General features: G+C 58.2%; 23 protein-coding genes. 19 read left to right on the top strand and 4 right to left on the bottom strand.

Features of this window, described 5'->3' with window-relative positions:
* Positions 1–168 precede the first annotated feature (168 nt).
* The 4 genes from rpmI to E0486_RS12570 all read left to right on the top strand — a co-directional run bounded on the left by rpmI (position 169) and on the right by E0486_RS12570 (position 5,938).
* Complete coding sequence (gene rpmI / locus E0486_RS12585; protein ID WP_131445992.1) at positions 169–366, top strand: 50S ribosomal protein L35; 198 nt, start codon at positions 169–171, stop codon at positions 364–366.
* A 51-nt stretch (positions 367–417) separates the two neighbouring features.
* Positions 418–762, top strand: a complete 345-nt coding sequence (gene rplT, locus E0486_RS12580) for a 50S ribosomal protein L20 (protein ID WP_131852535.1) — start codon at positions 418–420, stop codon at positions 760–762.
* Positions 763–1,034: 272 nt separating this feature from the next.
* Positions 1,035–2,432, top strand: coding sequence for a type III PLP-dependent enzyme domain-containing protein (locus E0486_RS12575; protein ID WP_131852534.1), 1,398 nt, complete (start codon positions 1,035–1,037; stop codon positions 2,430–2,432).
* Between the two features lie 101 nt (positions 2,433–2,533).
* On the top strand, positions 2,534–5,938 hold the full coding sequence (locus tag E0486_RS12570) for a caspase family protein (protein WP_165917318.1): 3,405 nt from the start codon (positions 2,534–2,536) through the stop codon (positions 5,936–5,938).
* Between the two features lie 16 nt (positions 5,939–5,954).
* Here E0486_RS12570 and E0486_RS12565 read toward each other — a convergent pair whose 3' ends face one another.
* Positions 5,955–6,419 carry a hypothetical protein gene (locus E0486_RS12565; RefSeq protein ID WP_131852532.1) on the bottom strand — a complete coding sequence of 155 codons (465 nt, stop codon included), beginning with the start codon at positions 6,417–6,419 and terminating at the stop codon, positions 5,955–5,957.
* A 61-nt stretch (positions 6,420–6,480) separates the two neighbouring features.
* Here E0486_RS12565 and E0486_RS12560 point away from each other — a divergent pair, with 61 nt between their 5' ends.
* On the top strand, positions 6,481–6,942 hold the full coding sequence (locus E0486_RS12560) for a nuclear transport factor 2 family protein (RefSeq protein ID WP_131852531.1): 462 nt from the start codon (positions 6,481–6,483) through the stop codon (positions 6,940–6,942).
* A 78-nt stretch (positions 6,943–7,020) separates the two neighbouring features.
* Here the strand turns inward: E0486_RS12560 and E0486_RS12555 are convergent, their stop codons facing one another.
* A complete protein-coding gene (locus E0486_RS12555) occupies positions 7,021–7,470 on the bottom strand; it encodes an Hsp20/alpha crystallin family protein (protein ID WP_131852530.1) in 450 nt (149 codons plus the stop codon).
* Between the two features lie 179 nt (positions 7,471–7,649).
* On the opposite strand from E0486_RS12555, the gene E0486_RS12550 reads away from it, so the two are divergent.
* The 7 genes from E0486_RS12550 (at position 7,650) to E0486_RS12520 (ending at position 14,048) form a co-directional block, all read left to right on the top strand.
* Complete coding sequence (locus tag E0486_RS12550) at positions 7,650–8,066, top strand: BrxA/BrxB family bacilliredoxin (protein ID WP_131852529.1); 417 nt, start codon at positions 7,650–7,652, stop codon at positions 8,064–8,066.
* Positions 8,067–8,213: 147 nt separating this feature from the next.
* Complete coding sequence (locus E0486_RS12545) at positions 8,214–9,512, top strand: prolipoprotein diacylglyceryl transferase (protein ID WP_131852528.1); 1,299 nt, start codon at positions 8,214–8,216, stop codon at positions 9,510–9,512.
* 243 nt (positions 9,513–9,755) lie between these two features.
* A complete protein-coding gene (locus E0486_RS12540; RefSeq protein ID WP_131445970.1) occupies positions 9,756–10,613 on the top strand; it encodes a sigma-70 family RNA polymerase sigma factor in 858 nt (285 codons plus the stop codon).
* 143 nt (positions 10,614–10,756) lie between these two features.
* Positions 10,757–11,644 carry a DUF4249 domain-containing protein gene (locus tag E0486_RS12535; protein ID WP_165917317.1) on the top strand — a complete coding sequence of 296 codons (888 nt, stop codon included), beginning with the start codon at positions 10,757–10,759 and terminating at the stop codon, positions 11,642–11,644.
* Between the two features lie 211 nt (positions 11,645–11,855).
* Positions 11,856–12,803, top strand: a complete 948-nt coding sequence (gene trxB / locus E0486_RS12530; RefSeq protein ID WP_131852526.1) for a thioredoxin-disulfide reductase — start codon at positions 11,856–11,858, stop codon at positions 12,801–12,803.
* 118 nt (positions 12,804–12,921) lie between these two features.
* A complete protein-coding gene (gene folB / locus E0486_RS12525) occupies positions 12,922–13,293 on the top strand; it encodes a dihydroneopterin aldolase (protein ID WP_131852525.1) in 372 nt (123 codons plus the stop codon).
* Positions 13,290–14,048: a tetratricopeptide repeat protein gene (locus E0486_RS12520; RefSeq protein WP_131852524.1), complete on the top strand. Its 759-nt coding sequence runs from the start codon at positions 13,290–13,292 to the stop codon at positions 14,046–14,048. Before folB ends, E0486_RS12520 begins: the two co-directional genes overlap by 4 nt.
* Positions 14,049–14,273: 225 nt before the next feature.
* On the opposite strand, the gene E0486_RS12510 is transcribed toward E0486_RS12520, so the two are convergent.
* A complete protein-coding gene (locus tag E0486_RS12510; RefSeq protein WP_131852523.1) occupies positions 14,274–15,617 on the bottom strand; it encodes an MATE family efflux transporter in 1,344 nt (447 codons plus the stop codon).
* A 733-nt stretch (positions 15,618–16,350) separates the two neighbouring features.
* On the opposite strand from E0486_RS12510, the gene E0486_RS12505 reads away from it, so the two are divergent.
* From E0486_RS12505 to E0486_RS12480, 6 genes are all read left to right on the top strand, one after another.
* Positions 16,351–17,151: a DUF3822 family protein gene (locus tag E0486_RS12505; protein ID WP_165917316.1), complete on the top strand. Its 801-nt coding sequence runs from the start codon at positions 16,351–16,353 to the stop codon at positions 17,149–17,151.
* The gene (locus E0486_RS12500) at positions 17,139–17,687 is read left to right on the top strand and encodes an RsmD family RNA methyltransferase (protein ID WP_131852521.1); all 549 of its coding nucleotides are present in this window, start codon (positions 17,139–17,141) and stop codon (positions 17,685–17,687) included. The genes E0486_RS12505 and E0486_RS12500 overlap by 13 nt, the downstream gene beginning before the upstream one ends.
* Positions 17,684–18,253, top strand: a complete 570-nt coding sequence (locus E0486_RS12495) for a 5-formyltetrahydrofolate cyclo-ligase (RefSeq protein WP_131852520.1) — start codon at positions 17,684–17,686, stop codon at positions 18,251–18,253. Before E0486_RS12500 ends, E0486_RS12495 begins: the two co-directional genes overlap by 4 nt.
* The gene (gene lpxK, locus E0486_RS12490; RefSeq protein WP_131852519.1) at positions 18,243–19,316 is read left to right on the top strand and encodes a tetraacyldisaccharide 4'-kinase; all 1,074 of its coding nucleotides are present in this window, start codon (positions 18,243–18,245) and stop codon (positions 19,314–19,316) included. The genes E0486_RS12495 and lpxK overlap by 11 nt, the downstream gene beginning before the upstream one ends.
* 3 nt (positions 19,317–19,319) lie before the next feature.
* Positions 19,320–21,458 (top strand): ribonuclease R, encoded by a 2,139-nt coding sequence (rnr, locus tag E0486_RS12485; protein ID WP_131852518.1) that lies wholly within the window; start codon positions 19,320–19,322, stop codon positions 21,456–21,458.
* Between the two features lie 86 nt (positions 21,459–21,544).
* Positions 21,545–22,510, top strand: coding sequence for a polyprenyl synthetase family protein (locus E0486_RS12480; RefSeq protein WP_131852517.1), 966 nt, complete (start codon positions 21,545–21,547; stop codon positions 22,508–22,510).
* A gap of 71 nt (positions 22,511–22,581) precedes the next feature.
* Here E0486_RS12480 and E0486_RS12475 read toward each other — a convergent pair whose 3' ends face one another.
* Positions 22,582–22,971: a hypothetical protein gene (locus E0486_RS12475; protein WP_131852516.1), complete on the bottom strand. Its 390-nt coding sequence runs from the start codon at positions 22,969–22,971 to the stop codon at positions 22,582–22,584.
* A gap of 196 nt (positions 22,972–23,167) precedes the next feature.
* On the opposite strand from E0486_RS12475, the gene E0486_RS12470 reads away from it, so the two are divergent.
* On the top strand, positions 23,168–24,877 hold the full coding sequence (locus E0486_RS12470; protein ID WP_131852515.1) for an amino acid permease: 1,710 nt from the start codon (positions 23,168–23,170) through the stop codon (positions 24,875–24,877).
* Positions 24,878–24,962: the final 85 nt, after the last annotated feature.

Genomic DNA, 24,962 nt, shown 5'->3' with positions numbered 1-24,962 from the left:
CACACAAACAGCCTTGTTATTCAATTATTTAGCAAAACAACTACAAACGACAGACAACAAGCCACGAACTTTCCTTACTTTTGCGCTCCCATTGCCCGAACAGGCTCCCCAAGTGTTCCGCCCGTGCGGAGCCGCCTTAAGGGTGGAATCTCAAATTTGCATTGTAAAATGCCTAAAGTAAAAACAAACTCCAGTGCCAAGAAGCGTTTCAAGGTAACGGGCACCGGAAAGATCACGCACCAGAAGTCCTTCAAGCGTCACATCCTGACCAAAAAATCCACCAAGCGGAAACGCCACCTGCGGAAAGACGGCGTTGTTGCCAAATCCCACATGGATTTCGTAATGCGTCTCCTGCGCCTGAAGTAATCTTCAGCGCAGCGGTTAGAACCCTCTTTTAAACATTCAAACTGATTTCCCATGCCTCGTTCCGTAAATGCCGTCGCCTCGCGCGCACGCCGCAAAAGAATTCTTAAGCAAGCCAAAGGCTTCTATGGCAAGCGCAAAAACGTATACACTGTAGCCAAGAACGTCGTTGAGAAAGGTATGACCTACGCCTACGTAGGCCGCAAACTCAAGAAGCGCGAATATCGCCGCCTCTGGATTGCCCGTATCAACGCCGCCGTTCGCGAAGAAGGCCTCACCTATTCGCAGTTCATCAACCTGCTGTCGACCAAGGGCATCACCCTCGACCGCAAGGTTCTGGCCGACCTCGCCATGAACAACCCCGAGAGCTTCAAGGCACTCGTGGCCCAGGTGAAGTAAGTTTGTGGTTTGGAGTTTATGGTTTGTAGTTCCTTACGGACGTAAACACCGAGACAAATAAAGTATTGAGCCGCCTTCGGGCGGCTCTTTCGTTGCGGTGCATGGACGGCGACCAGCACAACCGAACAGCCAGCGCCGCGCTTCGCGCAACTACAAACCACAAACTCCAAACTACAAACAGAAGCGTCCAAAGGAGGCTTCGGGTTTTGTTTTCGGCGAAAACGTACATTTGGAAAATTTTAGTCACCGACAACAACCCCTCTACCCGGTAAATGACGAACTCATACCTCGGTCTCGTTGAACAGACATTCAACTTCCCCCAGGAAGGACTCGAAGTAAAAGACGGTTACCTCCAGTTTAACGGTCTCGACATCAAAGCGCTTATCGACAAATACGGTACGCCCCTGAAAGTTTCCTACCTGCCCAAGATCGGCTCGCAGATCAACCGGGCAAAGGACATGTTCGAGAAGGCGATGAAAAAACACAAGTACGAGGGGCAATACCATTATTGCTACTGCACCAAGAGCTCGCACTTTTCCTTCGTGGTGGAAGAAGCCCTGAAACATGGCATTCACCTTGAAACCTCGTATGCCTACGATATCGAGATCATCAAGAAACTGGCGGAAAAGAAAAAGATCAGCAAGGACATGTTCATCATCTGCAACGGGTATAAGCAAAAAGCCTACACCCGGCGCATTGTGGGGCTGCTCAACAGCGGCTTCCGCAACGTGATCCCCGTGCTCGATAATAAGGAAGAACTCAACGCCTACAAATCGGTGAAAGGCCAGTTCAAGCTCGGTATCCGCGTGGCGGCCGAGGAAGAGCCCACCTTCCCGTTCTATACCTCGCGCCTCGGCATCCGCGCCAAGGACATCCTCGAGTTCTATGTAGACCAGATCGAGGGCTATGAGCACAAGTTCCAGCTCAAGATGCTCCATATCTTCCTGAACAAGGGTATCAAAGACGATATCTACTATTGGTCGGAGCTGAACAAGATCATCAACCTCTATTGCCAGCTCAAGAAGATCTGCCCCGAGCTTGATTCCATCAATATCGGCGGCGGCTTCCCCATCAAGCACTCACTGGGCTTTGAATACGACTACCAGTTCATGATCACCGAGATCGTCGGCAACATCAAGGCTGCCTGCAAGCGCAACAAGGTGCCGATGCCCAACATTTTCACCGAGTTCGGTTCCTACACGGTAGGGGAGAGCATGGCGCACATCTACAGCGTTATCGGCGAGAAATCGCAGAACGACCGCGAAACCTGGTACATGATCGACTCGTCGTTCATCACCACCCTGCCCGACACCTGGGGTATCGGCGAAAAGTTCCTGATGCTGCCCATCAATAAATGGGATAATGAGCCGCAACGCGTGGTACTCGGAGGCATCACCTGCGACAGCCACGACTACTACGATTCCGAAGAGCACATCAACGAGGTATTCCTGCCCAAGACGAACGGCGAAGGACCACTCTTTGTCGGCTTTTTCCATACGGGCGCCTACCAGGACCAGATCTCGGGCTACGGCGGCATCAAGCACTGCCTCATCCCGTCTCCGAAGCACGTCATCATTGAGCGCGACAAAAACGGCAAGCTGGTGGACTGGCTGTATGCCAAAGAGCAAAGCGCACAGAGCATGCTGAAGATCCTGGGGTACATCAAATAAAGAATCGCCCGCGACAACCCGGGCCGGCAAGGTTGCCCTATTTTTGGGTTATGCACCACTGCCGGATTTTCTTACTGCTCCTGGCTTGTTGGGCAACCGGTTTGCAGGCACAGCTGCCTCGCCTGGTACTTCCCATCGGTCACAACGGGCGCATCAACGGTTTGGCTTACAGTCCCGATGGAAAACGCGTGGCCACGGCTTCCGGCGACCATACCGCCAAGATCTGGGATGCCGCTACGGGCGCATTGCTGGCCGACCTCAAGGGATTCCAGGGCAGCGTTTACAAAGCCTCCTTCAGCCCCGACGGGCGCCTCCTGCTCGCCACCCCCGCCTTCGACGATTCGCTGGCAAAGATCTGGGACGCTACCACCGGCGCCTTCGTTGGCGACCTCGTTGGGCATAGCCGAAGCCTTCAATCGGGCGCTTTCAGCCCGGACGGCCACAGGATTATTACGGCTTCCGCAGACGGCACGGCGAGGATCTGGGACGTTGCCACCCGGCAAACAGTCCGAATCTTGAAAGGACACAGGGGCGCGCTCAAGTCGGCCCGCTTCAGTCCCGATGGACAACGTGTGCTTACCGCATCAAGCGACCGGAGTGCCCGCCTGTGGGATGCCCGGACCGGAGCGACGCTTGCTGTTCTGAACGGGCACACCCAAGCGCTGCGGGATGCCGTATTCAGCGAAGACGGGAGGCGCATCGCTACCGCCAGCGCCGACAGCACCCTGCGCCTCTGGGATACCGGCGGTGCCCAACTGCTGGTGCTCCGCGGGCACAACAAGGCCCCCGAATCCGTTGTTTTCAGCAGCGACGGTCAACTGCTGCTTTCCTATGCACCGAACAGCGACGCGCGTTTGTGGGACCTCCGTACGAATGGCACCTGCCGGGTTTTTACGGTTAAAAATAGCTGGGTGAATGACGCACAGTTTCAACCGGGAACGCACCAGGTCGCCCTATCAGTTTACGGCCGCTTTAGCGGCATCGTACTTTGGCAGGAAGACGGCACCGAGGTGGCCCGGCTGCCGCAAGAGGCCTGCGGCGGACTTTCCTTCAGCAGGGATGGGCGTTTTGTCGGGAGCTACTCTTGGATGGGTGATGCGCACCTTTGGCAAATAGCCAACGGGCAAGGGGTGCCGCTACGGGGCTATACTGATGATACCCAGGCCGCTTTGTTCAGTCCCGACGGAAAAACGATCATTACGAGCGGCTTTCGTCAAACAAAATACTGGGATGCCGCGACCGGAACACTCAAAGCGGTACTGCCCCAAACTTCGTTCGGTGACGATTTGCGCTTCCTGTTTGGGCCCGATGGCGCGACAATGGTGCTGATCGGGTACGACAGCATTGTGCTGGTCCAAATCGACCAGGGAAAAATACTACGCCGTATCGGGGGGCATTCGATGTCCATACACAGCCTTGCGCTCAGCCCGGATGGCCGGCGCCTGCTGTCGACCTCGGAGGACGGTACCGGACGCGTCTGGAGCCTGTCGCCCGACTCCCTACTGGCCACGTTAACCGGTCATACGCACCGCGTGAACTCAGGGGCTTTTAGTCCAGATGGGAAATGGGTGATCACCGCTTCCGATGATCATACGGTCAAGGTTTGGGACGCCGGAACGGGTCACTTGATGCATACCCTGTCCGGCCATGGAGAAAACGTCTTTTTACCCTCCTTCAGTCCTGACGGAAGCCGGATCGTTACTCCCTCACAGGATTTTACCGCGCGGCTGTGGAATACCGCAACGGGTGAAGAATTGCTGCAGTTTACCGAACACGAGGGCGGCGTGTACAGCGCCATCTTTTCTGCCGATGGCAAACGCCTGCTGACTGCCTCCGGCGATGAGACCGCAAAGCTTTGGGATGTGCAAACGGGCCGGGTGCTGGCCGACCTGAAAGGGCACACGGGCATCCTGAACCTAGCACGGTTCAGCCCGGACGAAAAAATGGTCCTGACCGCGTCCTGGGACGGCACGGCCCGCTTGTGGAGTACATCGGGAAAGGCGCTGACCCAACTGAAAGGACATGGAGATCAGGTATACAGCAGCGTCTTCAGCCCGGACGGCAAGCGGGTGCTCACCTGTTCGCGCGACCAGACCTGCCGTGTATGGAACGCAGCGACGGGCGAAGAACTGTATTCGTTCCTGGGCCTGGATTCTACGGGCTTCATGCTGATGGCGGCCGGGAATTACTACCATGCCACCGCCGACGCGGCGCGCCGGCTGCATTATGTAACCCCGCAACTCGGTGTTGTAAGCTTTGAACAGCTGGATGTACGCTACCACCGGCCTGATAAAGTGCTGCAAGCAATCGGCATTGCCGACAGCTCCCTGGTATCGTCGTTCCGGCTCGCCTACCAAAAGCGGATCCGGAAATTAGGTATCGATACAACACACTGGACGAATACAGGGTACCGCATGCCGGTGGCCGACTTTGCTGGCCGGGCCGACCTGCCGCGCGCCTTAAGCTCCGATACCCTTCGCCTGCATATCGTTGCAATGGATTCAGTGCTGCAGCTGGACCGATGGAATGTTTGGGTGAACGAGGTGCCACTCTTCGGTGCCCGCGGCCGGACGCTGGGGGACAAACACCGGCATGCTTTCGACACCGTACTCACCATCCGTCTCGGTACGGGCAGCAACAAGATCGAGACATCCGTCACCAACAGTGAGGCCGTGGAGAGCTATCGCATGCCCCTGGAAATAGTGCGTACGGGAACCGATACGGCCGTTCGCCTTTATTTTGCCGGTATTGGTATCGACCGCTTCCGGCAGCGGGAACACAATTTACGCTACAGTGTGAAAGACATCCGCGACCTGGCCCTGCTGCTGAAGGCGAAGTATGGCCGCCGCATCCAGATCGATACACTCTTCAATGAACAAGTAACCACGGAACGGGTTAGGGCTTTGAAGAGCCGGCTGGCCAGCTCGCGGGAGATCGATAAAATCATCCTCGCCTATTCAGGCCACGGTCTGCTCAGTAACGCATATGATTATTTTCTTTCAACGTACGATGTGGACTTTGCGCAGCCGCAGGAGCGGGGCTTACCTTACGACGCATTGGAATCACTGCTCGACTCTATACCGGCGCGTCAAAAGTTGCTACTGATCGATGCGTGTCATAGCGGCGAGGTGGACAAAGAGGAAGCAACGAATTATTTGGCGACACAGGCAGCCGGTCCCTCCAAAAAAGGTGTGGAGCTAAAGCAGGTGGCGCAGGGAAGGCCGAATGCCTTTGAGTTGATGCAACAGGTTTTTGTGAATGTGGGGCGAAGTACGGGGGCAACGATCATTTCCGCCGCGGGAGGCATGCAATCGGCGCTCGAGCGGACAGACCTGCGGAACGGCGTATTTACCTATGCGTTATTGGAATTCTTACGCACGACCCCATCGCCTTCGGTGCGCGCGCTGAAAGAATATGTGAACCGGCGGGTGCCGGAAATGACCGAAGGAAAACAAGTACCCACCTCGCGCGCTGAGAACAGCGCCAGCAACTGGGTACTTTGGTAAATTCAACCGGAAGGCTCTATTGTTTCCGTTTTAAAATGAGGTCGGCTGCTTGCTGCCGGCGCTGTTCCCCTTGCTGACGCACCTGCTCGCGTTGCTGCGGCGATTGAGGCGGGCGCGGGTTGTTGTGGTACGCATCGCGGTTGCGATTGCGCGGACGACCGTAATACGGGTCGCTGCTGTAGCCGCCGCGTCCGTAATAGGGGTCATACGCGCCGTAAGGCGCATTTGCAACCCCACCATAAGTACCGTAGATGCTGCTCACCGGGTAATAGCGGCCGCTCAGCGGGTCACGCTCTACCAGGATCTGCCGGCCCGGGCGATACGGGTCTTCCACGTAAATACGTGTCGGCGCCGAGCTCAAGCGCGGATCGGGTTCGTAATAATCATTGTCTCCGGTAGTCTGCTGCAGCGGCGCACAACCCACTGCCAGCACCGCCAGCAGGGCGGCTGCAACCATTGATCCCAAATAGGTCGTTTTCATAGTCGCAATCTTTACATTACAGACGCAAAAACACATCCGTTTATTCTTAATATATTCTCATATGAAGCGCATCCTTGCAATCTTAACAGTTTGGTCCGCAACGGCCTCGGCGCAGAGCGCCGAAGACAGCGTACGGGCTTCCGTGAACCGCCTCTTTGATGGCATGCGTAGAGCTGATACAACAGCCATCCGCGCGGCCTTCGCGCCCGGCGCCCTGCTCCAAACGGTGCTTGTAAACCGCGATGGAAATACCCGAATCGAAAGTGAGCCGGCAGATGCCTTCGTGTCGGCCGTAGCCCGGCCACACAAAGAGGTATGGGACGAGCGCATCACCTTCAACGGCGTGAAGATCGACGGGCCGCTGGCAACAGTGTGGACGCCCTACCATTTCTACGCAGGCGACAAGTTTTCGCATTGCGGTGTGGATGCGTTCACGCTGGCGCGCCTTCATGGTGAATGGAAGATCATTTACCTGGTGGATACCCGCCGGCGTACGGGCTGCAACCTCGGCGGCATGCAGTAAAAAGAAATCCCCGCGTAGACACGTGGGGATTTAAACCAAAACCAACTGCTTATGAGAAAAAAGGTGAAGCGTGACCGCTTACTGAATTTCGATTTGTTTTACGGAAGGTTTGACTTCCGCGCGCTTCGGGAGGTTTAATGTCAGCACACCCTGAACATATTGCGCTGAAACCGCCGTGGCGTCGATGTTTTCATCGATAGTGAAAGAACGCTTGAACGATGCAAATTTGTACTCGTGACGAAGAAGTTTTTCTGTTTTAGCAGAGTCTTCACGTTTCACCTCGGCGGATACGGTGAGCACCTTATCCTGCAGGCTGATCGAAAAGTCTTCTTTCTGGTAGCCCGGCGCTACCACATCGAGCGCGTAGCCGGCTTCCGTCTCCCGTACATTCACCGGTACCAGCGTGCGGCCATTGGCAACGGATCGTTCACTATATACAGACGAAACAGGAGCGAAAAAGTTTTCCAACAGGTTGTTAAAGGAAGCGGCGCCGGCCATTGGGCGGGTGTTAAATCGGGCGTGAGTCATGACTGTTTATTTTTTGTTTTTTTGAATGCTTGTGTTCCTCTTGCAGATCAAACAAAGCACCATTCCGATTTTTCAGCCACTATGTCAGTGTTGCAACGCCAAATACGACGCAATGGCAGCCCCGCACGGCTTTGCCTGCAATGATTGCAGTTGCGTACCTTTGCGAAAAATCAGAATCTATGTATCCCGCAGAGATAGTACAACCCATGAAGGAGGAGCTGACCGAGAATGGCTTTTCCGAATTGCTCAACGGCGCTGAAGTGGAAGCGCAACTGAAGAAAGACGGCACCACGCTGGTGATGATCAACTCGGTTTGCGGCTGCTCCGCCGGCACTGCGCGCCCCGGCGTACTGATGGCGGTGCACAATGCCACCCATAAGCCCGACTTTCTTGCTACGTCGTTCGCCGGCTTCGACACCGATGCGGTGCAAACCCTCCGCCAGCACCTGCTGCCGTACCCGCCCTCGTCGCCCGCTATTGCCCTGTTCAAGAACGGCTCCCTTGTGCACTACATCGAGCGCCACCAGATCGAAGGCCGCTCTGCACAGATGATCGCCAACAACCTGCTTTCCGCATTCGAGCAGTATTGCAACTAAGGTTCGCGGATCTCACGAAAACACGGACGAAAAAAAATAGAAGGTTCTGCACCAGCAGGACCTTTTTTGTTGGCCTGGATGGCGGCGAACCGGCTTGCCAATAAACCAATAGACTAATAAACCGATTACCTGTTATTTTCGCAGCCTATGTACCCCAATCTCTACTACGCCTTTCGTGACCTCTTCGGGATTGAAGCCGGCTTTCTGCGCATCGTGAATACGTTCGGGTTCTTCGTGGCCCTCGCGTTCCTGCTTGCCGCCTCCCTGCTGAGCCGCGAGCTGCGCCGCAAGAGCCGCCTTGGCCTGCTGCAGCCCACCGACGAACAGGTGCTGGTAGGACAACCCGCGTCGATCGGTGAGTTGCTGATCAACTTCATCGGCGGCTTCGTGATCGGCTTCAAGATTGGCGGCATGATCACGCTGGGCTCCGATGTACTGCAGGACCCGCAGGCCTACCTGTTTTCCGGGATGGGCAGCCCCCTCATCGGTATCCTGCTCGGTGGCGTGCTGGCCGGCTGGAAGTGGTGGGAAAAGCGCAAGCAGCAACTGCCGAAGCCCGAGAAGCGCACCATCCGCCTGTGGCCCCACGATCGGGTAGGGGAGTTTACGATCCTCGCACTCATCTTCGGACTGCTGGGTGCGAAACTCTTCGACATTTTCGAAAACTGGGGCGACTTCCTGAAGCACCCCGCCGACTATATCTTTTCGCCCGCGGGCCTCACCTTTTACGGCGGCCTCATCCTAGCCACCATTGCCATTGTGTGGTATGCCCGCAAGCACAGGATCCCGGTGCGTCATCTTGCCGATGCCATGGCGCCGGCCCTGATGATCGCCTATGCCGTGGGCCGCATCGGCTGCCAGGTGGCCGGCGACGGCGACTGGGGAATTTATAATTCCGCTTACACCGTCAATGCGCAGAACCAAGTAGTGGATGCCGCACCCGGAGACTATGAGCGCAGCCTGCAAACACATGCCGCTTATATGCATTCCCGCTGGCGCGAAAGCGGGGGCGTGCCCGAACACAAAGCATTCAAAAAGCCGGCGGGTTTTCTGCCCAACTGGTTCGTAGCCTACAACTACCCGCACAATGTGAATGAAGACGGCGTGCCCATCGCCGGGTGCACCGACAACAAGTACTGCAATGCCCTCCCGGTGCCGGTTTACCCAACGCCCTTGTACGAGATCCTTGCCGGTACGGCCCTGTTTTTCCTGCTCTGGGGACTGCGCACGCGCCTGAAGCCCGCGGGCGCGCTCTTCTGTCTCTATTTGATTGTGAACGGCGTTGAACGCTTCCTCGTGGAGACCATCCGCGTGAACACCCGGATCGATTTCCTGCCGGGCCATCCCACGCAGGCAGAGGTCATCGCGATCGGATTGGTGCTGACAGGCGTCGGTTTGTGGATCTGGCTCGCCCGAAAAAATAGGGCCAACACCGCTACAGTGTGAGTAAATGCGCCGGATCGTGTATAAGTAACAGAATCGGCGACTTAACACAAGCTTGGCCGGCACGGAGCAAGCATAGTACAGTTTTTGCTGCGCATAATATAAGGAAAATTGTTATGCAAATTCATTTTTCCGGCTTACCTTTGCAGACAGTGCCAAAAAAGTTTAACTCTGCTTTTCCGCAGCTTTTTGCAACAGGGCAAGGTCTTCATTCGTTCAATATCTAAACGCAAGGAATTACACACTATGAGGCAGCTTAAAATTGCTACCCAGATTACCAATCGGGACTCGCAGGCCGTTGAAAAATACCTCCAGGAAATCTCCAAGATCCCGATGATCACCCCGGAGGAGGAAACAACGCTGGCACAGCGCATCAAGATGGGCGACCAGCGCGCCCTCGACAAGCTCGTGCAGGCCAACCTCCGTTTCGTGGTGTCGGTAGCCAAGCAGTACCAGCACCAGGGACTTTCCCTGTCGGACCTGATCAACGAGGGCAATCTCGGCCTGATCAAAGCCGCCCAGCGCTTCGACGAAACGAAGGGTTTCAAATTCATTTCCTACGCCGTTTGGTGGATCCGCCAGTCGATCCTGCAGGCTCTGGCCGAGCAAGGACGCCTGGTACGCCTTCCCCAGAACAAAATCGGCACCTATAACAAGGCCAACAAGGCCTACATGGCCTTCGAGCAGGAGCACGAGCGTGAGCCGAGCACCGAAGAGCTGGCCGACATCCTGGAGATGAGCGAGACCGAGATCAACAACATTTTCCAGAGCAATACCCGCCACACCTCCCTCGACGCACCCGTGCACGAGGCCGAAGACGTGGCCATGGGCGACCTGCTGGAAGGCTCCGACGATACCGACGACGACGTGATGAAGGATTCGCTGCGCGCCGAGATCCGCCGCGTGCTGAAATCCCTCTCGCCCCGCGAAGCCGAGATCGTGAATGCCTACTTCGGCCTCGACGGCGAAAACGGCGTCACTATTGAGCAGATCGGCCAGAAGTACGACCTCACCAAGGAGCGCATCCGCCAGATCAAGGAGCGCGCGATCAAGCGCCTCCAGAAGGCCCGCTACAGCAACGCGCTGAAGGCGTACCTGGGATAAGAACGTGAAGCGTGAGCCGTCAGCCATCAGCCGTGAGTGCTAACGACCCTATTGAAGAACGGATGCCAATGGCATCCGTTCCTTTTTATTGGCGCAAGCCGCTCACGATTCGCGGCTCACGCTTCACGATTACCTTTGTCCCGATGAAACACTGCTTCCTCCTGTTGCTGACCATCACGGCGCTTGCCGGCTGCGAGCGAGACATCGACGTCCCGGTGGCCGAGGTCGCCCCGAAGCTGGTGGTGGAGGCGACGATCGAAAACGGGCAGCCGCCGCTGGTGATCCTCAGCCGCTCGCTCGCGTACTTTTCTACCCTCAGCATCGACCAGCTCGCCAACTCTTTCGTGCACGGCGCCCAAGTGGAAATGTCGAACGGCGCGGTCACGCACCGGCTGAAAGAGTACACCGTACCGGCGGGCAACAGCGGTTATTTTGTTTCTTTTTACACCCTCGACTCAAGCAACCTCGCCACTGCTTTCCTCGGTTCGCTTCAAACCGATTACCAGTTGCGGATTGTAGCAGAAGGGGCGACCTACACCGCCCAAACCCGCATACCCGCCGTCACCAAGCGCATCGATTCCACCTGGTGGCGCCTCAACCCGCGCGATACCAGCGACGGCAAAGTGGAAGTGATGGTGAAAGTAACCGACCCGCGCGGCTATGGCGACTATGTGCGCTACTGGACGCGCCGTAACAGCGAGCCCCTTCGCCCGGGCCGCAACTCGGTGTTCGACGACCTGGTGATCGACGGCACCACCTACGACCTGCCCATCGACCCGGGCATCGACCGCGGGGGAACCAACAACGGTTTCGACGAACGCTCGTTTAAAAGAGGCGACACCGTCACCCTAAAGCTCGCCAACATCGACAAGGCCACGTACGACTTCTGGCGTACGATGGAATACACGTACCAATCTGTGGGTAACCCCTTTGCCTCGCCCACGCGCGTTCTCGGCAACATCTCCAATGGCGCCCTCGGCTACTTCGGCGGCTATGCGGCGCAGTACCGGACGATCATCGTTCCGAGGTGATTGGACTATTGGTCTATTCGTCTATTGGTTTATTGGTTTATTGGTTTATTGGCAACGGGTTCGACGCCGCCTTTTGTATCATAACCCATTGCTCGGTGCTCATTTCCCATCCACAAGTTATCAACGATCCTGGGCGAAAACCCGGCGCGTCCGCTCTTCGCAACAAAGTGGGCGTGAAAGCCGCTAAATTTGCTCCCCGAACGTCAACAGCATGGAAAACAACAGCCCCGAAAAAGTACAGCTCCTCATCATCGGTTCCGGTCCGGCCGGCTACACCGCTGCTATCTACGCCGCCCGCGCCAACCTTAAACCCGTGCTGTACCAAGGCATCCAGCCCGGCGGCCAGCTGACCATCACCACCGAAGTGGAGAACTACCCCGGCTTCCCCGAAGGCGTTCAGGGTCCCGAGCTGATGGTGCATTTCGAAAAGCAGGCCCACCGCATGGGTGCCGACCTGCGCTACGGTCTCGCCACCGCCGTGGATTTTTCCAGCCACCCGTTTAAAGTAACCATCGACGAGGAAAAGCTGGTGGAAGCCGACGCGATCATCATCGCTACTGGTGCCTCCGCCAAGTGGCTCGGCCTCGAGAGCGAACAGCGCCTTAATGGCTACGGCGTATCGGCCTGTGCCGTGTGCGACGGCTTTTTCTTCCGCGGAAAAGAAGTGGCGATTGTGGGCGCCGGCGATACCGCCGCCGAGGAAGCCCTCTACCTTTCGAAGCTTTGCTCCACCGTGCACATGATCGTGCGCCGCAACGAAATGCGCGCCTCCAGGGTGATGCAGGACCGTGTAAAGGCCGCATCCAACATCAAGGTTTACTGGAACTCCGTGACGGACGAGATCCTCGGCGAAAAGACCGTGGATGCCGTACGGATCTGCAATACCGAAACGAACGAAAAGACCGAGATTCCGATCAAAGGCTTCTTCGTGGCCATCGGTCACCAGCCCAACTCCGACATCTTCAAAGGCCAGCTCGACATGGACGAGGCCGGCTACCTCATTACCGTTCCGGGCTCTGCCAGGACCAACATCGAAGGCGTGTTCGCCGCCGGTGACGTGCAGGACAAAATCTACCGGCAGGCCGTTACCGCTGCCGGCTCCGGCTGCATGGCCGCCCTGGACGCCGAACGCTACCTGTCGGAGAAAGGACTCCACTAGGAGGATCGCTGATCTCAGATATCGGATTTCTGATTTGGTAGCGCGCCATTGACCGGAATGTGCCCGGAATGCTGCGGATCCGACATCAGACATCAGACATTTCCTTAAATTGCTGGGAATGACACCCTACTTCACGATCGCCCTGGAAGGCCTCCGCTTTCAGGCGCCGCACGGCGTCTATGCCGGCGAGGCCGATACGGGCAACGCTTTCGAGGTGGACCTGCGGCTGGAGGTGGATGGCAGCGCTTCCGTTGATTCGATCCACGACACGGTCAACTACGTGGAGGCCTATGGCCTGCTCCGCGGGATCTTTCTCCAGCGCCAGGCCTTGCTGGAAACGCTTTGCCAGCAGATCGCCGCGGCATTGGAGGCCCGTTTTCCGCAACTGCGTGGTCTCGATGTATCCATCCGAAAACTGACGCCGGCCATCGACCATTTCCAGGGATCCGTACGGGTGTCGCTACGCAAAGCCTACAACCCGGAACCATGAAGACAGCAGTTCACCTACTCCTCCTGGGCTTCCTCCTGTTTGCCCGCCCTGCCGGTGCGCAATCGGAGCGCGAGCTCCTCGAAACCGCGCAGCGCCAGGAAGCGGCGCTCAACGAGGGTGCCGCGTTTGAAACCCTCAAGGTGGCGGTGAAGGTGAATCCCTCCAGCTACCCCGCCCTCTGGAAGCTCAGCGAACTGTGCAGCCGCATCGGCAAGCGACAGGGACGCAAGGAAGTGCAGCAGGAATTTTACAAGCTCGGAAAGTCGTACGCGCAGCGCGCCGTCACCGTGAACCCCACGGGCGCCGACGGCTACTATGCGCTCGCGGTAGCCATGGGCCGCATGGCGCTGAGCCAGTCGGGCAAGGAGCGCGTGAACTCGGTCAAGGAGATCCGCACGAACGTGGAAAAGGCCCTGCAGCTCAACCCGGGGCATGGCCGCGCCTGGCATGTGCTGGGCAAGTGGCACTACGAAGTGGCCAACCTGGGCATGTTTGAAAAAGCGGCGCTCCGGATCGTGTACGGCGGACTTCCCCCGGCCTCGCTCCAGGAAAGCATCCGCTGCTATGAGAAGGCCCGCAGCCTCGAGCCCGAATTCGCACTCAATTACCTGGAGCTCGCAAAAGCTTATCACAAGGCCGGCCAGGACGACCACGCCCGCGAATGCCTCCGTAAGCTCCCTTCGCTTCCCAACAAAACCGGCGACGACGCACACATCAAACAAGAAGGCGCAAAGCTGTTAAAGGACCTGGAGTGAGCGGTTTATAGTTTATAGTTTATAGTTTGTAGTTGCGCGAGGCGCGGCAACGCTAGGCGTCATTGCGAGCGCAGCGAAGCAAACTCTCCCGTTACGCAACATGCATCCGACTCCAATGAGCTTCGAATGGAAGTCTTTGCAAGGCGGGAATAGCCTTCGGCCGGCGCCAGCCAACCTCCAAAACCCTCAAAGCCTCCAAAACCTCCAAAACCTCCAAAACCTTTCTCAGATCTTCTTCTCCCGCCACCTCCCTTTTTTTATGTAGAAATACGAGCCGGTGAAAAGAACGGTCCAATACAAAAACTCCGACAGCCAGGCATAGACGATCGACAGGTGCCAGCGTTCGAGGATCAGGAATACGTACAAGCAGTAGAAGACGATGGCGCCGAGCTCGATGAGGAAGGTGATCCGACTGTTGCCCGTACCCGTTACCGAATTGAGCCAGATGGTGGCTACCGACATCAGCACCAGCGCCGCCGACACCACGCGGATCACGGGCACGCCGGCTTCCACGAAGGTGCCCTGCAGCCCGTAGATAGAGAGGTACAACGCCGGGAAGACATTCAGGAAGACAAACACGCCGAGCGCAAGTCCGAGCGAGATCCACTGGATCTTTTTGATGCAGGTTAGCACCAGGTCGTGGCGGCCCTGTCCGATGATGTTGCTCACCATGGCGTTGGCCGTGGCGGCGAAGGCCCATACAAACACCCCGAAGAAGCCGAAGATGTTGCGCATCGTATTCGACACCGCGAGGCCTGTTTGCCCGCTGTTGCGCTCGATCAGGATGTAAAAGAAAAACCAGGCGATGATGCTGATGGCGTGCTGGAACACCAGCGGACCGGAAAGCGACAGGATGCTGCGGATGTTCTCCGGGTCCCATTGCGTTTTTGTGAACAGCGAGAACTGCCGGTCGAGACCCTTGATGCGGATGACGACGAAGATCGCGAACATGCCCAGGAACTCGGCGATGATGGAGGCAAAGGCCGCGCCGTTGAAGCCGAGTGCCGGGAGGCCGAAGTGCCCGAAAATGAGGGCGTAGTCGAACAGCACATTACTGACCGCCTCGATCAGCGTCCCCGCCACGAGCAGGCGGCTGTTGTTGGTGCCCACCAGCAAAGCATTGCGCATCTGGTAGATATACAGGAAGGGGAGGCCCCAGATCCGGATCTGCAGGAACGTGATGGCCCTTTCGGCCGTTTCGGGGTGGCGCACCACCGCGCGTAGGATCGCGGGGGCGATGGTAAACGTACTGACGATGCCCACCAGCGCAATGGCCATGGCCACCAGCACCCCCTGGTGAAAGATCTTGCCGATCGCCTCGGGGCGGTTTTCGCCGGCGCGCCGCGCAATCAGCGCCTGCAGGCCGTTGTTGAGCCCATAGCCGACGGAGGAAAAGATCAGGTAATACACCCCCGTGATGCTGGCCACGGCCAGCGCCTCCTCGCTCAGGTGACCGAGAAACACGTTGTTGATGATGAAATTGAGGTTGGGAACCAGCAACGCCAGGCTGATCGGCAGGGCGATCTTCAGGATCTGGCGGTTGCTGACGGCTACTTGGAGCGAAGACATAAGGGCGCAAACCTACGACGGTTCGGAGATCTCTGATGGCGGATGTCGGATGTCGGATGTCTGATGTCTGATGTCGGATGTCGGATGTCTGATTTCGGATTCCAGATGGCGCTGGTGTCAGAAGCGCAACTGTTCGTACCGGACCGCCGCATAGCGGCGGCATGTGTTAGCCGGAGACTTTAGTCCCGGGCTACAGGGCGCAGGCATCCCTCGTGCCGCGTAGCGGCACCACCGTTTTCCCGGGAACAGGCGAGGGGCGCCCTTTGTCCGCTGCGCGGCGCGGCAGCCCGCCGACGACCGTTTTTTTGTCGCTGCACGGTGCAGGAAGCTTCCAACGGCTGTTTTTTGCCCGCTGCAGCGTGCAGGAAGGGAAAAACGACCGTTTTTTGGTCGCTGCACACTGCAGCAAGCTTCCAACAACCGTTTTTTGGCCGCTGCACGGTGCAGCAAGCTTTCAACAACCGTTTTTTGGTCGCTGCAGCGTGCAGGAAGCCCCGACAGACGTTTTTGAGCCGCCGTGCGGCGGGCTCCCGATAAACGTTTTTCCGTCCCGCACCAGGCATCGCCCCGCTTTGGTAAAAGCGCCCTGCCTGAAAGAATCGCCCACCTAAGTGCCCCCTTCGCGCCGCCGGCCGGAGCATTTTCCTGAAAACAGGCTTATTTAATGGCCTTTGGCGCGGAGGCCGGGGAACAGGGGGCCGGGCGGCGTGCTCCGGTCTTTATATTTGCCCCAATGAACGTACTGTTTGACATACAGGGCAGCGGCCGCGCTTCGGGCGGACTCCTGCTGTGCGAATGGGGCGCCGGCTATTGCTGCACCGCCCTGCTCGACGGCGACAGCCGCCTCGTGCACCGCCTTCGCTACTGGTCGCTGGAGGAGCCCCTGCCGCAGCAAGACTTCGACGCCATCCTCGAAGGACTGCGCCAGTGGTCGGCGCACGCGGCCCGCGTGGTTTTCTGCTCGGCCTTCCCGGAGGCCGTGCTCCTGCCGCAACGCTATGCCGATGCCGCCGCCACGGTCGTTCCGGCCCTGTACCCGGTCGGCGGGCCGGTGCAGCAGGACCGCGTTGGAGAATGGCAGCTGACCACCGCATATACCTTCCCGCCGGCCCTTGACGCCGCCCTCCGCGAAGCCTTCCCGCAGGCCGAATACTTCCATGCCTTTACCCCGGCGCTGAAAGGACACAGCTCCATCGACGCGCCTACGCAGCTGCAGGTGCACTTCGCCCCGAAGCAAGCCCGCGTGCTCGCCCGCAAGGACGGTTTCCTGCAACTGGCGCAGGTATACCGCTACGACAGTCCCCTCGACGTCGTGTATTACCTGCTCCGCATCGCCGCCGAAACGGGGCTCCCGGGCGCCGACACACCCCTGGTGCTTACCGGGCTCATTGACGAGGAATCGGCCCTGTACCGCGAGCTGTACCAGTATTTCACCACGCTCCACTTCGGCAGTGCGCCCGGTGCGCCGGCGGAAGACGGAAGGCCCGCCCATTTCTTCACCTCCCTGCACAACCTGGCCCAATGCGTATCATAAGCGGAAGCCTCGGCGGCCGGCGCATCCAGCCGCCCGCCCACATGCCTCATACCCGGCCCACCACCGACATCGCCAAGGAGGGCCTGTTCAACATCCTGCAAAACAACCTCGACTTCGAAGACCTGAAAACCCTCGACCTGTTCGGTGGCACGGGCGCCATCTCCTACGAACTCGCCTCGCGCGGCGTGGCCGACGGCACCATCGTGGAAAAAGACCCGAAGATGTTCGACTTCATCAAAAAGAACATCGATGCCCTGAAGATCGAAGGCTTTAAAGTCGTGCGCTCGGAAGTATTCCGCTACATCGATGAATGCAGCCAGCAATACGACTTCATCTTTGCCGGCCCGCCCTACGCGCTCAATACGATCGACGAAATCCCCCGGAAGATCTTCGAGAAGGGACTGCTGAAGCCCGGAGGCTGGTTCATCCTGGAGCACACCCCGCGCAACGACTACAAAGGCTATCCGCACTACAAGTGGGAGCGCAACTATGGCACGACTATTTTCACGCTCTTCGAAAACGAAGCCGACGCATGACGAAGAAAGCCGCCCGCAAGCATTTCATAGAAAAGCGCGATGCCCTCGACGAATCGTGGCAGCTGAAGGCCGACGACCTGATCCTGATCCAGTTCCAGACGCTCGAGCTTCCGTTCCTGGAGCGGGTCATGAGCTTTTATTCCATCCCCCACAAGAAGGAAGTGAACTCCTTCCTGCTCACCGACTTCCTGCACTTCCGCAACCCGGCGCTGCAGCTGGCCTACCCGCGCATGAACGTGGCCGATAACTCGATGGACGCAGTGCTGGTGGCGGCCGACGAGGCCTTCATTGAAAACGAGTACGGCATCAACGAGCCCGTGGGCGACCACCTGCTCGATCCGCACGAGCTCGACCTCGTGCTGGTGCCGCTGCTCGCCATTGACCGGCAGGGCCACCGCGTGGGCTATGGCAAGGGTTATTACGACCGTTTCCTCGCCCGCGTGTCGGACGATTGCCTGAAGGTGGGCGTGTCGTACTTCGAGCCGGTGGAGCGCATTACCGACACCGATCAATATGACCTACCTTTAGACCTTTGTGTCACCCCGCAACAGGTGTATGTTTTCTAACTTCTTTCTCAAGTCTTTCCGCATCCTGCTATTTCCGCTGGCGCTCCTGTATGGGGCGATTGTACTTCTACGGAACTGGCTGTACGACCGGGGCTGGATGCGCTCCGTTTCTTTCGGGCTGCCGCTCATCTGCGTGGGCAATCTTTCCGTGGGCGGAACGGGCAAAAGCCCGATGGTGGAATACCTCCTCACGCGGCTGAAGAGCCGCTACCGCGTGGCCACGCTCAGCCGCGGCTACAAGCGCAAAACGCGCGGCTATGCCCTGGCGAACACGTCCAGCACCGCGCTCGAGATCGGCGATGAGCCGATGCTCTTTCACCGCAAGTTTCCCGAGGTGCCCGTTGCCGTAGGAGAGGAGCGCCTGGTGGCCATCCCGCAGCTGCTTCACGACCGCCCCGACACCCAGGCCGTCATCCTCGACGATGCCTTTCAGCACCGCCCGATAAAGGCAGGGCTCAACATCCTGCTCACCGACTACGGGAACCTCTACACGCGCGACTTCTTCCTGCCCACGGGCGACCTGCGCGACAGCCGCAGTTCCGCCGGCCGCGCCGAGGTGATCGTGGTGACGAAGTGTCCCGCCGGCCTTACGCTGGCCGAGAAAGAAGCGCTGCGCCGCGAGTTTGCCCCCCGCAGCGGGCAGCACCTGTTTTTCACCAGTATCGCCTACGGTGCAGCCTATCATATCGTAACCCGGCAGTTCAGCAGCATCGACGAGCATACGGAAGTGCTGCTGGTAACCGGCATCGCCAACCCGCGGCCGCTGAAAACCTACCTCGAGGAGCGCGTTCAGACCTATTCGATGATGCACTACGGCGACCACCACATCTTCAGCATCGACGACTGGCGCGAGATCCGTGATCGCTTTGCTGCGCTGGAAGGACCGAAAAAGATCATACTGACGACCGAAAAGGACGCGATGCGCCTGCTCAAATTTGAAAACGAACTCGCCGGCCTGCCCTTCTACGTGCTGCCGATCGAGCACCGGTTCCTCTTTGAAGAGGGAACACAATTTGATAGTATCGTGTATACCTTTATTCAAGAGTTCAAAAAACCTGGCTAATCCATGGGAAGAAAAAACACGAAGAAACAGAAGACAGGAGCCCCGAAGGAAGGTAACAACCCCAAACGCGGACAGCGCGACGGACAGCGCGGAAGCCGCCCTGGCGGCGGCAGCCGCACGCATAGCGAAAGCGACACCTACACCGGCAAACTCGAGGTCACCCGCTCCGGGATGGGCTTTGTAGTGGTGGAAGGCCTGGATGTAGACATCCTAGTACGACCCAACGATTTCAACAGCGCCCTTCATGGCGATAAAGTACGCGTAGCCGCCAACCCCGGCCACGAAGGCCGCCGCATGCAGGGCACAGTGGTAGGCGTGGTAGAACGCAAGCAAAACGAATTCATCGGCACCCTGCACATGAACAAGGGCTTTGCCTTTGTGGTGTCTGACAGCGAGAAAAAGACCCCCGACATCTTTGTTCCCGAGGCCCACTTCAACGGTGCCGTGGACGGCGACCGCGTGGTAGCCCGCATCAAAGACTGGGCGACCGGCTCCGGCAAACGCCCCATTGGCGAGGTGGTGAGTGTGCTGTCGCCCGAAGACCGCAACGACATCGCCATGAAAGAGATCCTGCTCGAAAACGGGTTCGGGCTCGCTTTCTCCGATGAAGTGCTGGAAGAAACAGCGCGCATCCCCGACGTCATTTCCGAAGAAGAGATCGCGAAGCGCCGCGACTTCCGCCAGATACTTACGTTCACCATCGACCCCGTAGACGCCAAGGACTTCGACGACGCCCTTTCGATCCGCGTGCTGAAGAACGGCAACTACGAGATCGGCGTGCACATCGCCGACGTTGGCCACTACGTGGCCCCCGACACGGCGCTGGATACGGAAGCCTATCAAAAGGCCACCTCGGTGTACCTGCCCGACCGCGTCAGCCCGATGCTGCCCGAGCACATCTCCAACGTACTCTGCTCGCTGCGGCCCCACGAAGACAAGCTGACCTTTTCGGCCGTCTTTGAAATGACGCCCAAAGCCCAGGTGAAAGGCTACTGGCTGGGCAAGACCGTGATCCATTCCGACCACCGCTTTACCTACGAAGACGTGCAGGAAGTGATCGAGAAGCAGCAAGGACATTACGAGGACGAGCTCATGCTCCTCAACAACATGGCGCAGCGCCTGCGCAAGAAGCGGATCGAAAACGGTGCGATCAATTTCTCCTCGCAGGAGGTCCGCTTCAAGCTCGACGAAAAGGGCAAGCCGATCGGCATCGTCGTGAAGGAAAGCAAGGAGGCGCACCAACTGATCGAAGAGTTCATGCTGCTGGCCAACCGCTACGTGGCCGAGCACGTTTCGAAGATCGAGGTAAAGAAAAAGCCGGTGCCGTTTGCCTACCGCGTGCACGACCTGCCGAGCGAGGAAAAGATGCTGCCCTTCATGGCCTTTGCCCGGAAGTTCGGGCACAAGTTCGATATGTCGTCGCCCGAAAAGATCGCCGAGTCCTTCAACAAGATGCTGGCCGATGTAAAAGGCAAGCCCGAGCAGCACGTGCTGGAAACTTTGGGCATCCGCACGATGGCCAAAGCCACCTATACCACCGAGAACGTAGGACACTACGGGCTCGGCTTCGATAACTACTGTCACTTTACGTCGCCCATCCGCCGCTACCCCGATATCCTCGTGCACCGCGTGCTCCTCAGCATCCTGCAGAACGACATCGAGATCGATAAAAAGATGGACGAGAAGTGCAAGCACTGCTCGGAGCGCGAGCGCGCCGCCATGGAATCGGAGCGCGCCGGCAATAAGTACAAGCAGGTGGAATACATGCTCGACTTCCTGGGCGAAGAGTTCGATGGCGTCGTCAGCGGCGTGTCGGCCTTTGGCTTCTGGGTGGAGACGGTAGAGCACAAGTGCGAAGGCATGGTGCCCGTGACCAGCCTCGCCGACTATGACGAATTCCGCCTGGTGCAGGAAGACTACAGCCTGGTGGGTGCCCGCTCCGGAAAGAAGTTCCGAATGGGCGACAAGGTGCGCATCAAGGTCGTGGCCGGCAGCCTCGAAAAACGGACGCTCGACTACGACTGGGTACTCACGCCCGGCGACGAGGAAGAAGCGGAAACGCGACGGGCTGAAAAGAAGGGGGGCAGCACCAAGAGTGCCCGCAAGCGGAAGAAGAAAGGAGAGGAGGACGAAGACTTTTAGCGTGAGGCGTAAGGCGTGAACCGTGGGCAACACATCGCCGCTGTTCACGACTGACGGCTGACGGTTCACGATTTACCAAAACTTGCATGCATTCATTCGAAACCCTCGCGCAGCAATTCGCGGCGCACTTTGATACCGACCACTTTCCGCAGGAGCCATCGTCGCTCTATGAACCCAACCGCTATTTCCTGAAACTGGGCGGCAAGCGCGTGCGCCCCGTGGGCGTGCTGATGGGCAACGAGCTCTTCGACGAGATCAACCCCGACGCCTGGAAAGTGGCCACCGCCGTGGAGCTTTTTCACAACTTTACACTCATACACGACGACATCATGGATGCCGCGCCGCTGCGCCGCGGACAACCGACAGTGCACGAGAAGTACGGGCAAAGCACCGCCCTCCTCGCCGGCGATGTGATGCTGGTGGCGGCCTACGACTACCTCAACCGGATCGGCAGCTCTCACCGCTTCGCGATCAACGCACTGTTTGGCCAGACGGCCCGTGAGGTGTGCGAAGGGCAACAGCTCGATATGGACTTCGAGCAGCACAACGATGTGGGACTGGACGCCTACCTGAACATGATCAATCTGAAGACTTCAGTGCTGCTGGCCGCCTCGCTGCGTATGGGCGCTATCCTCGGCGGCGCGCTGGAGCGCAACCAACAGTTGCTGTATGAATTCGGCCGCAAGCTCGGCCTGGCCTTCCAGGTGCAGGACGACTACCTCGACGCCTTCGGCGACCCTGAAAAATTCGGCAAGCAGGTCGGCGGTGATATCAAAGCCAACAAAAAGACCTTTTTGCTCATCCATGCATTGGAAACGGCCGATGCCGCCCAAAAGACCGAACTCGAAGTGCTCCTCGCAGGCAACGACGGCGACAAAGTAGAACGCGTGCTCGGCATTTTCCGCGCTTCGGGCGTAGACGCCTGGGCCCGCGAGCTGAAGGAGCGGTACCTCCGCGAAGCACTTTCGCACCTCGACGATGTGGCCGTCCTCTCCAAAAGAAAAGAGCCGCTCCGCGAGCTGGCTCTGTACCTGATTCAAAGGGATTATTAAAGCCCATGCCCCGGCCTCTTACCGAAAAGGAGGGGATTCCGTTCTATTCCCTTCCGTTGGGAGGGTGGGCCTTAAATGTAGGTTCCGGCGATGCTGAAGCCGTGCACGAGGCAAACTACGACGATGGCGATATCAACGAGGATCGTGGCAAAGAAGACCGGAAGCGTCAGCTTGGTGGGCTGTGCGGCAAGGTTGGTTACCAGCGAGGCGCCCATGGCAGCGATAGCAGTAACCCAAAGAGCGATATTGCTACCGGAAAGGATGATGGCGAACAGCGTCAGCGGGGTGACCACACAGCCGTGAATGGCGATGATGGCGGCGACCCAGCCAAAGCGGAACTGTTCCTGGCCGGCGCACCAGTTCAGGAATCGGCTCAGCATGGAAGCGCGGGTGGTAGCAGTAAAGTTGGTTGGTACGGTCTGGCGTACATAAGAGTTCGTAGGGTTGGTTATCGTTGCCATGATTGCTTTGTTTTTGTTGACACAAAGCTCGCTCAACCGCCTGCCGCAAAGAATGACACAAGACTTTCCCGGTACTGACGTTGGTCAGAATACGAGCTGACCGGCGCTCTCTTCCGCCCGATTACCCCATTATCCCATTCCGCCGTCACCCCATCCGTTTTATATTGTAATTTCCCGCCTCAAATACAAAAACCGGATGCCCAACCAGCTTTTTCGGAAGAAACAGATACACGTAATATTGAGAGAAGCCCAGGAAGGGCTTAGTGACGCAGAAGGGCATGCCTCGGGGCTCCGTAAAGTGCTGGGGGTGCGTGACCTGACCGCCATGGGAATCGCGGCGGTGATCGGCGCCGGGATTTTCTCCTCCATCGGCAAAGCCTGCTTCGACGGCGGACCGGGCGTTATTTTCCTTTACATCTTCACCGCCATCGCCTGCGGCTTCGCCGCGCTCTGCTATGCGGAATTCGCCTCTACCGTACCCGTGTCGGGCTCCGCTTATACCTATTCGTATGTGGCCTTCGGGGAGATCTTCGCCTGGATCATCGGGTGGGACCTGCTGATGGAATACGCGATCGGCAACATTGCGGTCGCGATTTCCTGGAGCGACTACTTTACCGGCCTGCTCGACAAAGCGGGACTGGCCATCCCGCGCTGGCTCACGATGGATTACACGACGGCGCACCATGGTTTCCTGGAGGCCGGGAAGCTGGCGGCCGGCACGGCGCCCGACGCTGCCATCGCTGAAAGAGCCCTGGCCTGGACCACCGCGCCCAGCATCGGCGGCCTGCACCTCATTTTCGACCTGCCCGCGCTGCTCATCGTTGCCCTCATTACCCGCGTGGTGTTCATCGGCATCAAGGAATCGCGCTCGCTGTCCAACATCATGGTGGGCATCAAGCTGGCCGTCATCTTCCTCGTGATCGTGCTTGGCGCCTACTACGCGCACCCCGAAAACTGGTCGCCTTTTACGCCCAATGGCCTGTCGGGTGTGCTCAAGGGAGTGTCTGCCGTATTCTTTGCTTACATTGGCTTCGACGCCATTTCCACCACGGCGGAAGAGTGCAAGAACCCGCAGCGCGACCTGCCGCGCGGGATGATCTGGTCGCTGATCATTTGTACGATTCTCTATGTGCTGCTGGCGCTGGTGCTCACCGGCATGGTCAGCTACAAGACGCTCAACGTGGGCGATCCGCTGGCGCTCATCTTCGAAGCCCGCGGCATGCCCTGGATCTCCGGCATCGTAGCCGTCAGCGCCATCATCGCCACCGCGTCGGTGCTGCTCGTATTCCAGCTCGGACAGCCCCGCATCTGGATGGCCATGAGCCGCGACGGACTGTTGCCCAAGATCTTTTCGCGCCTGCACCCAAAGTATAAAACGCCTTCGTTTTCCACGATCGTCACCGGTCTTGCCGTAGCCATCCCCGCGATGTTCCTCAACCTCGATGTGGTGCTGGCCCTGACCTCCATCGGCACCCTCTTCGCCTTTGTGCTGGTGTGCGCCGGCGTGCTGGTGTTGCGCAACCAGCCCAACAAGCCGGAGTCGAAATTCAAGGTGCCCTATGTAAATGGAAAGTTCATCGTGCCGGCCCTCTACCTGCTCGCCATCGTGCTGATCCTCCGCTTCGACCCGGGTCATTTCCGGAGCACGCTGACCGCGGAAGCGTTCCCGATGGCCCTGTTCTGGATCGTTGCCACCATCGTGACGGTGCTTTCCTTCGTGAAATCTTTCTCGCTCATTCCCGTGCTGGGACTTACGAGCTGCTTTTACCTGATGGCCCAGGAGCACCACAGCAACTGGCTGCGCTTCCTGATCTGGCTGGGTATCGGGCTCGTGGTGTATTTCACCTACGGTTACCGCAACAGCCGCCTGAACCAGGAAACGCTGGCGGGAGCGGGCACACCGTAAGATTTGCAGTTGAATAAGGTTTTTAACCCCGAAGAAAAGTAGCGAACAAGCCTTGCGCAAAGTAGCCTGCAACGTCCCGCAAACG

Source organism: Flaviaesturariibacter aridisoli (genome assembly GCF_004343705.1).
Classification (GTDB): domain Bacteria; phylum Bacteroidota; class Bacteroidia; order Chitinophagales; family Chitinophagaceae; genus Flavisolibacter; species Flavisolibacter aridisoli.
This window is presented reverse-complemented; position numbering and strand designations above follow the sequence as displayed.